This window comes from Serratia sp. P2ACOL2 (assembly GCF_003691565.1).
GTDB lineage: Bacteria > Pseudomonadota > Gammaproteobacteria > Enterobacterales > Enterobacteriaceae > Serratia > Serratia liquefaciens.
This window is the reverse complement of record NZ_CP033162.1, coordinates 672914-681515: the sequence shown is the minus strand read 5'-3', so window position 1 is coordinate 681515 and position 8602 is coordinate 672914. Positions and strand designations below refer to the sequence as shown.

Here is an 8602-nt window from a genome sequence, read left to right as displayed (position 1 = left end):
CTCCACCTTAGCCCGCAGCCTTAGCTTTCTGACTTCAGCAGTTCATCAATGGCGTCAACCACGTCTTGTACGGTTCGCACCGACTTGAACATTTCCGGTTTGATCTTTTTGCCGGTCGTTTTCTGCAGGTGCACCACCAGATCCACCGCATCGATGCTGTCTAGCTCCAGCTCTTCGTACAAACGGGACTCTGGCTTGATGTCATCGGCGTCCAGCTCGAACAGTTTGACCAGCAGCGCCTGAATTTGCAGATAAATTTCTTGCTTATCCATGAAAACCCCTTATTGGCTACGCTGTGCAGAAACAAACTTCGCCAGCGTTTCCACGGAATAAAAGTGTTGGCGCATATCCTGGCTTTCAGCCGACAGCACCACGCAGTAACGGTTCTTTAAAGCCAGCCCCAGTTCCAATGCATCAATGGAGTCCAGACCCAGTCCATCACCAAACAGCGGCGCTTCGGCGTCAATCTCCTCCGGTGTCATACCTTCAAGATTGAGCGTATCAATGATCAATTGCTTGATTTCGGTGCTCAATAAATTCATTACGCTATTTCTCATTATTTATAGGTTCTGACTGTAAAGCGTCAGTTAAATGCTGGGTTAATCTTCTTGCCGCAAGGGCGGGCGAAACATCATTTGCATGAATGAATGCGCGGGTGTCGATCTTATCCTGAACGGTGATCCGGAATTGCGGTTTTACCGCCGGGATCTTATACCATTTGCCTTGCTTCGTCAGCATGGGGGGGTGGCAGTGGATATGCACAATGCGGATGCTACATTGACCGCGCAGCGCAATATTGGCCGCTCCTCGCTGCAGTGCCAGAGCCTTGCCTGGTGTGGTGCGGGTGCCTTCCGGGAAGATTAAGATTGTCCCCCCGGCAGCCAGCCTTTGTCCGCACTGTTCCAACAATATATCCGACTGCGCATTGGCCAGATATCCGGCGGCCTTGATCACTCCGCTGACAAACACATTGCTCAGCAAAGCCTCTTTCACTATGCAGTCGCAACGTGGCATTTGCGAAGCCAATAACACGTAATCCAACAGGCTGGGATGATTGGCGATCACCAAACAGCCGGGATCTTCGCGAAAGCGCTCCGCATTGTCGAAATGGTAGTCCAGTACGCCGAAAAACCTCGTGGTAGCCAGGAAGAAACGGAAACTGTGGCGGATAGAACTTTGCGTCAGTTGGTTGCGACGAGCAGGATCACGCACTGCAAGACGCATAAGATTAAACCAAACACCGGACAATAACAGACCGCCCAGGCCAAACAACGAGAAACAAAAACCCGTAGCTATCACCCGCCAACAACGGTTAAACCATGAGGATTGTTCCGGCGTATTTTCTGCAGGCATCGCATTTTCCATCAGCGTCCCCACACCCAGTCATGCCGTTGGCCGGGGACCGTGAATGCATCATCAGCGCCAAGCCAACCGCGTAAAAATGCCATACTCTGTGGTTCCCGACGGCTAGCCTCAACCTGCGCCGATTCAGCAACCTTGCAGTGTAACGAGCCACCGTTTTCCAGCAACAGGGCGACGGCATAAGGGAATGTATTTTCTGGCGCGAAAGGCCGGTAGACATCCGGTACGGTACCGTCGAAATCAATTAATAACACCCGCTGCGCACTGCCCGTAGCTAACAAGGCCTGAGCCTCTATCATGCCCTGCTGAAAACTGTCCTCGCCGGCAGCCAACGAGGTGGTTGGCAAGGTATTCTTCGCTATAATCGTTAACCATCCCGCCGCCGTGTTATGCACCGACATGGCAAAATCCGTTGGCGATAGCGGTTGTTCCTGATGCAGATGTTGAAGAATCTTGTGCGTCCGCTCCAGCTCACCATGCCGACTGGTGAAGATCGCCATATCTGCCCGATAGTCCTTCAATAAGATCAGCCCGCTTTCTACTGCCAAACGCGTTCCGGCGCTCATTCGGCGCAGCGACATCATGGGGATATGAGAACAGGCAGGCAACGAGCCCTGATAATCGGAGGCAAGAAAGTCATCTGATGACCATTGACGCCATGCTTCACGCGTTCCACGATCGGGAGCCATTGCCCACCAACTGAGTATATTCATGTCGCCCGCCATTAATGGTATTACCGGTCAGAAAAGTTCCGTGGCTAAATCTATTATATTTAATCCTGGATTGCATTCCCAAAATTCCTATTTTTAGTTGAAATGCGCGATTAACCGATTAGAGTTATTTATCGACATAACGCCATGAGACTTGAGCGCAGAGGGAATTATCACAATGAAAAGCCGCAATATTTGTCGAAAATCTCCCGGAGGAGTATCTTATTGAGGGTAAGCATACATAACATCTCATGTATGAATATTACACATCTTAATAACGAACACTCATGGAAAAGAGTATGAAACCTTTAAAACTCATTTTAACTGGTGTATTCGCAGCGATTCTGGTCAGCGGCTGTGCAGGCACTGCGCCAGTAAAAAACGTCAGTCAAAACGTTGCAGGTAGCCACAGTAATGCGCAGGTGCGTCAGGCCATTCTCGCCGCAGGGCTTAACCGTGGTTGGATCATGAACCCAGTCAGTGACGGTGTGATCGATGGCAAGATCTTACTGCGTGGCCATAGCGCCGATATTCGTATAAATTACAATTCGAATAGTTATCAGATTAAGTATATTGCCAGCAGTAATATGGATGCCAAAGGCGGAAATATTCACCCGAATTATAACCGCTGGGTCGCCAACCTGGATAAAGATATTCAACTGGAACTGGCCCGTCAGAATATCAAATAACGATAAAGAAAAAGACTACCCGGCGAGAATAACATTGCCGGGTATATTATTCTTTATATTGGTGCACAATTCAGACAATGATTTATAAAAGCAGATTTTCATCGCATAAATCACGTAGTGATTTGGATTTTCTTGAATTTTGCATATGAAAAAGCCCTGAGTCATAGACTCAGGGCTTATCAAATAAGTGGCGGAACGGACGGGGCTCGAACCCGCGACCCCCTGCGTGACAGGCAGGTATTCTAACCAACTGAACTACCGCTCCACCGATTCTTTTACGTCACATCTTTCGATGTGGGCAAAACCGCGCTTGGCGATCCTGCTCATTACCAGTTGTCAGGCTGATAACGTTTAATTGATGCCTGGCAGTGTCCTACTCTCGCATGGGGAGACCCCACACTACCATCGGCGCTACGGCGTTTCACTTCTGAGTTCGGCATGGGGTCAGGTGGGACCACCGCGCTATTGCCGCCAGGCAAATTCTGTTTCATTCCAACCGCCACTCCCGCAGCCATTGAAACCAATCTCGGAACTCGCTGAAAATCTCTACAATCTCTCTAAAACACCTTTGGTGTTGTAAGGTTAAGCCTCACGGATCATTAGTACTGGTTAGCTCAATGCATCGCTGCACTTACACACCCAGCCTATCAACGTCTTAGTCTTAAACGTTCCTTCAGGGACCTTAAAGGCCCAGGGAAGACTCATCTCGAGGCAAGTTTCGCGCTTAGATGCTTTCAGCGCTTATCTTTTCCGCACTTAGCTACCGGGCAGTGCCATTGGCATGACAACCCGAACACCAGTGGTGCGTTCACTCCGGTCCTCTCGTACTAGGAGCAACCCCTCTCAATCTTCCAACGCCCACGGCAGATAGGGACCGAACTGTCTCACGACGTTCTAAACCCAGCTCGCGTACCACTTTAAATGGCGAACAGCCATACCCTTGGGACCTACTTCAGCCCCAGGATGTGATGAGCCGACATCGAGGTGCCAAACACCGCCGTCGATATGAACTCTTGGGCGGTATCAGCCTGTTATCCCCGGAGTACCTTTTATCCGTTGAGCGATGGCCCTTCCATTCAGAACCACCGGATCACTAAGACCTACTTTCGTACCTGCTCGAGCCGTCACTCTCGCAGTCAAGCTAGCTTATGCCTTTGCACTAACCTCACGATGTCCGACCGTGATTAGCTAACCTTCGTGCTCCTCCGTTACTCTTTGGGAGGAGACCGCCCCAGTCAAACTACCCACCAGACACTGTCCTCACCCCAGATTATGGGGCCGAGTTAGAACATCAAACATTAAAGGGTGGTATTTCAAGGTTGGCTCCACGCAGACTGGCGTCCACGCTTCAAAGCCTCCCACCTATCCTACACATCAAGGCTCAATGTTCAGTGTCAAGCTATAGTAAAGGTTCACGGGGTCTTTCCGTCTTGCCGCGGGTACACTGCATCTTCACAGCGAGTTCAATTTCACTGAGTCTCGGGTGGAGACAGCCTGGCCATCATTACGCCATTCGTGCAGGTCGGAACTTACCCGACAAGGAATTTCGCTACCTTAGGACCGTTATAGTTACGGCCGCCGTTTACTGGGGCTTCGATCAAGAGCTTCGCCTTGCGGCTGACCCCATCAATTAACCTTCCAGCACCGGGCAGGCGTCACACCGTATACGTCCACTTTCGTGTTTGCACAGTGCTGTGTTTTTATTAAACAGTTGCAGCCAGCTGGTATCTGCGACTGGCTTCAGCTCCGAGAGCAAGTCTCTTCACCTACGCGCCAGCGTGCCTTCTCCCGAAGTTACGGCACCATTTTGCCTAGTTCCTTCACCCGAGTTCTCTCAAGCGCCTTGGTATTCTCTACCTGACCACCTGTGTCGGTTTGGGGTACGATTCTGTGTTACCTGATGCTTAGAGGCTTTTCCTGGAAGCTTGGCATCAACTACTTCTGCACCGTAGTGCATCGTCATCACGCCTCAGGGTTGATAAGTAACCGGATTTACCAGGTCACTCCCCCTACACGCTTAAACCGGGACAACCGTCGCCCGGCTAGCCTAGCCTTCTCCGTCCCCCCTTCGCAGTAACACCGAGTACAGGAATATTAACCTGTTTCCCATCGACTACGCCTTTCGGCCTCGCCTTAGGGGTCGACTCACCCTGCCCCGATTAACGTTGGACAGGAACCCTTGGTCTTCCGGCGAGCGGGCTTTTCACCCGCTTTATCGTTACTTATGTCAGCATTCGCACTTCTGATACCTCCAGCAACCCTCACAGGTCACCTTCAACGGCTTACAGAACGCTCCCCTACCCAACAACGCCTAAGCGTCGCTGCCGCAGCTTCGGTGCATGGTTTAGCCCCGTTACATCTTCCGCGCAGGCCGACTCGACCAGTGAGCTATTACGCTTTCTTTAAATGATGGCTGCTTCTAAGCCAACATCCTGGCTGTCTATGCCTTCCCACATCGTTTCCCACTTAACCATGACTTTGGGACCTTAGCTGGCGGTCTGGGTTGTTTCCCTCTTCACGACGGACGTTAGCACCCGCCGTGTGTCTCCCGTGATAACATTCTTCGGTATTCGGAGTTTGCATCGGTTTGGTAAGCCGGGATGGCCCCCTAGCCGAAACAGTGCTCTACCCCCGAAGATGAGTTCACGAGGCGCTACCTAAATAGCTTTCGGGGAGAACCAGCTATCTCCCGGTTTGATTGGCCTTTCACCCCCAGCCACAAGTCATCCGCTAATTTTTCAACATTAGTCGGTTCGGTCCTCCAGTTAGTGTTACCCAACCTTCAACCTGCCCATGGCTAGATCACCGGGTTTCGGGTCTATACCTTGCAACTATTCGCCCAGTTAAGACTCGGTTTCCCTACGGCTCCCCTATACGGTTAACCTTGCTACAAAATATAAGTCGCTGACCCATTATACAAAAGGTACGCAGTCACACCACGAAGGTGCTCCCACTGCTTGTACGTACACGGTTTCAGGTTCTATTTCACTCCCCTCGCCGGGGTTCTTTTCGCCTTTCCCTCACGGTACTGGTTCACTATCGGTCAGTCAGGAGTATTTAGCCTTGGAGGATGGTCCCCCCATATTCAGACAGGATGTCACGTGTCCCGCCCTACTCATCGAACTCACAATTAATGCATTTTAGTGTACGGGACTATCACCCTTTACTGTGCGACTTTCCAGACGCTTCCACTAACACAAGAACTGATTCAGGTTCTGGGCTCCTCCCCGTTCGCTCGCCGCTACTGGGGGAATCTCGGTTGATTTCTTTTCCTCGGGGTACTTAGATGTTTCAGTTCCCCCGGTTCGCCTCATACGACTATGTATTCATCGTATGATAGTGCAACGAATTGCACTGGGTTTCCCCATTCGGGTATCGCCGGTTATTACGGTTCATATCACCTTACCGACGCTTATCGCAGATTAGCACGCCCTTCATCGCCTCTGACTGCCTAGGCATCCACCGTGTACGCTTAGTCACTTAACCTCACAACCCGAAGGTGTTTCCACTTTCGTGCTGCTACATTTGAGAGACTCTATGACAGGTTAATCCTTATCCCAATACTTCTACGGAGGGATAAGTTTCAGCTGTCATGTTTCAATTTTCAGCTTGTTCCAGATTGTTAAAGAGCAATATCTTAAACACGACTCGCAAGAGTCATCTTTAAGATGTTTTCGGTTTCAAGAACCGGTGATAATGTCTTTCACTCATTATCGGATGGCGTCCCCAAGGGGATTCGAACCCCTGTTACAGCCGTGAAAGGGCAGTGTCCTAGGCCTCTAGACGATGGGGACACGAAAATCCGATTAAACTGACTGTCTTAATCGGTTCGTATCAGCATGAGTCAGTGACTCATTACATCAACAGGTAGCGCTTTTGCTCATTACGTTTCTATCAGACAATCTGTGTGAGCACTTCACGCGAATCAATATCATTAGGTAAGGAGGTGATCCAACCGCAGGTTCCCCTACGGTTACCTTGTTACGACTTCACCCCAGTCATGAATCACAAAGTGGTAAGCGCCCTCCCGAAGGTTAAGCTACCTACTTCTTTTGCAACCCACTCCCATGGTGTGACGGGCGGTGTGTACAAGGCCCGGGAACGTATTCACCGTAGCATTCTGATCTACGATTACTAGCGATTCCGACTTCACGGAGTCGAGTTGCAGACTCCGATCCGGACTACGACGTACTTTATGAGGTCCGCTTGCTCTCGCGAGTTCGCTTCTCTTTGTATACGCCATTGTAGCACGTGTGTAGCCCTACTCGTAAGGGCCATGATGACTTGACGTCATCCCCACCTTCCTCCGGTTTATCACCGGCAGTCTCCTTTGAGTTCCCACCATTACGTGCTGGCAACAAAGGATAAGGGTTGCGCTCGTTGCGGGACTTAACCCAACATTTCACAACACGAGCTGACGACAGCCATGCAGCACCTGTCTCAGAGTTCCCGAAGGCACTAAGCTATCTCTAGCGAATTCTCTGGATGTCAAGAGTAGGTAAGGTTCTTCGCGTTGCATCGAATTAAACCACATGCTCCACCGCTTGTGCGGGCCCCCGTCAATTCATTTGAGTTTTAACCTTGCGGCCGTACTCCCCAGGCGGTCGACTTAACGCGTTAGCTCCGGAAGCCACGCCTCAAGGGCACAACCTCCAAGTCGACATCGTTTACAGCGTGGACTACCAGGGTATCTAATCCTGTTTGCTCCCCACGCTTTCGCACCTGAGCGTCAGTCTTTGTCCAGGGGGCCGCCTTCGCCACCGGTATTCCTCCAGATCTCTACGCATTTCACCGCTACACCTGGAATTCTACCCCCCTCTACAAGACTCTAGCTTGCCAGTTTCAAATGCAGTTCCCACGTTAAGCGCGGGGATTTCACATCTGACTTAACAAACCGCCTGCGTGCGCTTTACGCCCAGTAATTCCGATTAACGCTTGCACCCTCCGTATTACCGCGGCTGCTGGCACGGAGTTAGCCGGTGCTTCTTCTGCGAGTAACGTCAATGCAATGTGCTATTAACACACTACCCTTCCTCCTCGCTGAAAGTGCTTTACAACCCGAAGGCCTTCTTCACACACGCGGCATGGCTGCATCAGGCTTGCGCCCATTGTGCAATATTCCCCACTGCTGCCTCCCGTAGGAGTCTGGACCGTGTCTCAGTTCCAGTGTGGCTGGTCATCCTCTCAGACCAGCTAGGGATCGTCGCCTAGGTGAGCCATTACCCCACCTACTAGCTAATCCCATCTGGGCACATCTGATGGCATGAGGCCCGAAGGTCCCCCACTTTGGTCCGTAGACGTTATGCGGTATTAGCTACCGTTTCCAGTAGTTATCCCCCTCCATCAGGCAGTTTCCCAGACATTACTCACCCGTCCGCCGCTCGTCACCCAGGAGCAAGCTCCCTGTGCTACCGCTCGACTTGCATGTGTTAGGCCTGCCGCCAGCGTTCAATCTGAGCCATGATCAAACTCTTCAATTAAAAGCTTGATTTGCTTCAACTCGTGAAGCGATGCTCGAAAATTAACTTTCGTAATAATTCAACTAAATGAATTACTGCTTGGTCACTCTTCAAGACTTGATATTTTTTTGAACCCGAAGGTTCTGGATATCGTCTTGTGGAGTGCCCACACAGATTGTCTGATAAATTGTTAAAGAGCAGTGAGTTAGGTTGCTAACTCGAGGTGGCGTATATTACACTTTTCACCTGAAGAGTCAAGCTTTTTTCTTATTAAGAAACGGTGTTTTCACCGGCTTGAATCTTTCTGGCTGGGCGACTGGTTCTCGTTAGAGGAGTCGTTGTTCCCGGTCAGTGGAGGCGCATTATAGGGAGTTCTCAGAAG

5 protein-coding genes, 2 tRNA genes and 3 rRNA genes are annotated in these 8602 nt (G+C 50.7%); 1 reads left to right on the top strand and 9 read right to left on the bottom strand.

Features of this window, described 5'->3' with window-relative positions; translation table 11 throughout:
* Window positions 1-20: 20 nt before the first annotated feature.
* Genes EBA31_RS03240 through EBA31_RS03225 form a run of 4 tightly spaced genes read right to left on the bottom strand, consistent with a single transcriptional unit; the run spans window position 21 to window position 2087 of the window.
* Window positions 21-272 carry an acyl carrier protein gene (locus tag EBA31_RS03240; protein ID WP_046374464.1) on the bottom strand — a complete coding sequence of 84 codons (252 nt, stop codon included), beginning with the start codon at window positions 270-272 and terminating at the stop codon, window positions 21-23.
* Between the two features lie 9 nt (window positions 273-281).
* Window positions 282-542, bottom strand: a complete 261-nt coding sequence (locus EBA31_RS03235; RefSeq protein ID WP_122077320.1) for a phosphopantetheine-binding protein — start codon at window positions 540-542, stop codon at window positions 282-284.
* A gap of 4 nt (window positions 543-546) precedes the next feature.
* Complete coding sequence (locus EBA31_RS03230) at window positions 547-1365, bottom strand: 1-acyl-sn-glycerol-3-phosphate acyltransferase (RefSeq protein ID WP_122077316.1); 819 nt, start codon at window positions 1363-1365, stop codon at window positions 547-549.
* Window positions 1365-2087, bottom strand: coding sequence for a beta-ketoacyl synthase chain length factor (locus EBA31_RS03225; protein WP_122077312.1), 723 nt, complete (start codon window positions 2085-2087; stop codon window positions 1365-1367). The genes EBA31_RS03230 and EBA31_RS03225 overlap by 1 nt, the downstream gene beginning before the upstream one ends.
* 284 nt (window positions 2088-2371) lie before the next feature.
* Here EBA31_RS03225 and EBA31_RS03220 point away from each other — a divergent pair, with 284 nt between their 5' ends.
* Window positions 2372-2761: a hypothetical protein gene (locus EBA31_RS03220; protein ID WP_115060041.1), complete on the top strand. Its 390-nt coding sequence runs from the start codon at window positions 2372-2374 to the stop codon at window positions 2759-2761.
* A gap of 188 nt (window positions 2762-2949) precedes the next feature.
* On the opposite strand, the gene EBA31_RS03215 is transcribed toward EBA31_RS03220, so the two are convergent.
* From EBA31_RS03215 to EBA31_RS03195, 5 genes are all read right to left on the bottom strand, one after another.
* Window positions 2950-3026: transfer RNA gene (locus EBA31_RS03215), tRNA-Asp, on the bottom strand.
* Between the two features lie 95 nt (window positions 3027-3121).
* A 5S ribosomal RNA gene (rrf, locus tag EBA31_RS03210) occupies window positions 3122-3237 on the bottom strand.
* Between the two features lie 102 nt (window positions 3238-3339).
* Window positions 3340-6247: ribosomal RNA gene (locus EBA31_RS03205) — 23S ribosomal RNA — on the bottom strand.
* 232 nt (window positions 6248-6479) lie between these two features.
* Window positions 6480-6555: transfer RNA gene (locus tag EBA31_RS03200), tRNA-Glu, on the bottom strand.
* Between the two features lie 145 nt (window positions 6556-6700).
* Window positions 6701-8241, bottom strand: a 16S ribosomal RNA gene (locus EBA31_RS03195).
* The 16S, 23S and 5S rRNA genes sit together here with 2 tRNA genes alongside, the layout of an rRNA operon.
* Between the last annotated feature and the right edge of the window lie 361 nt (window positions 8242-8602).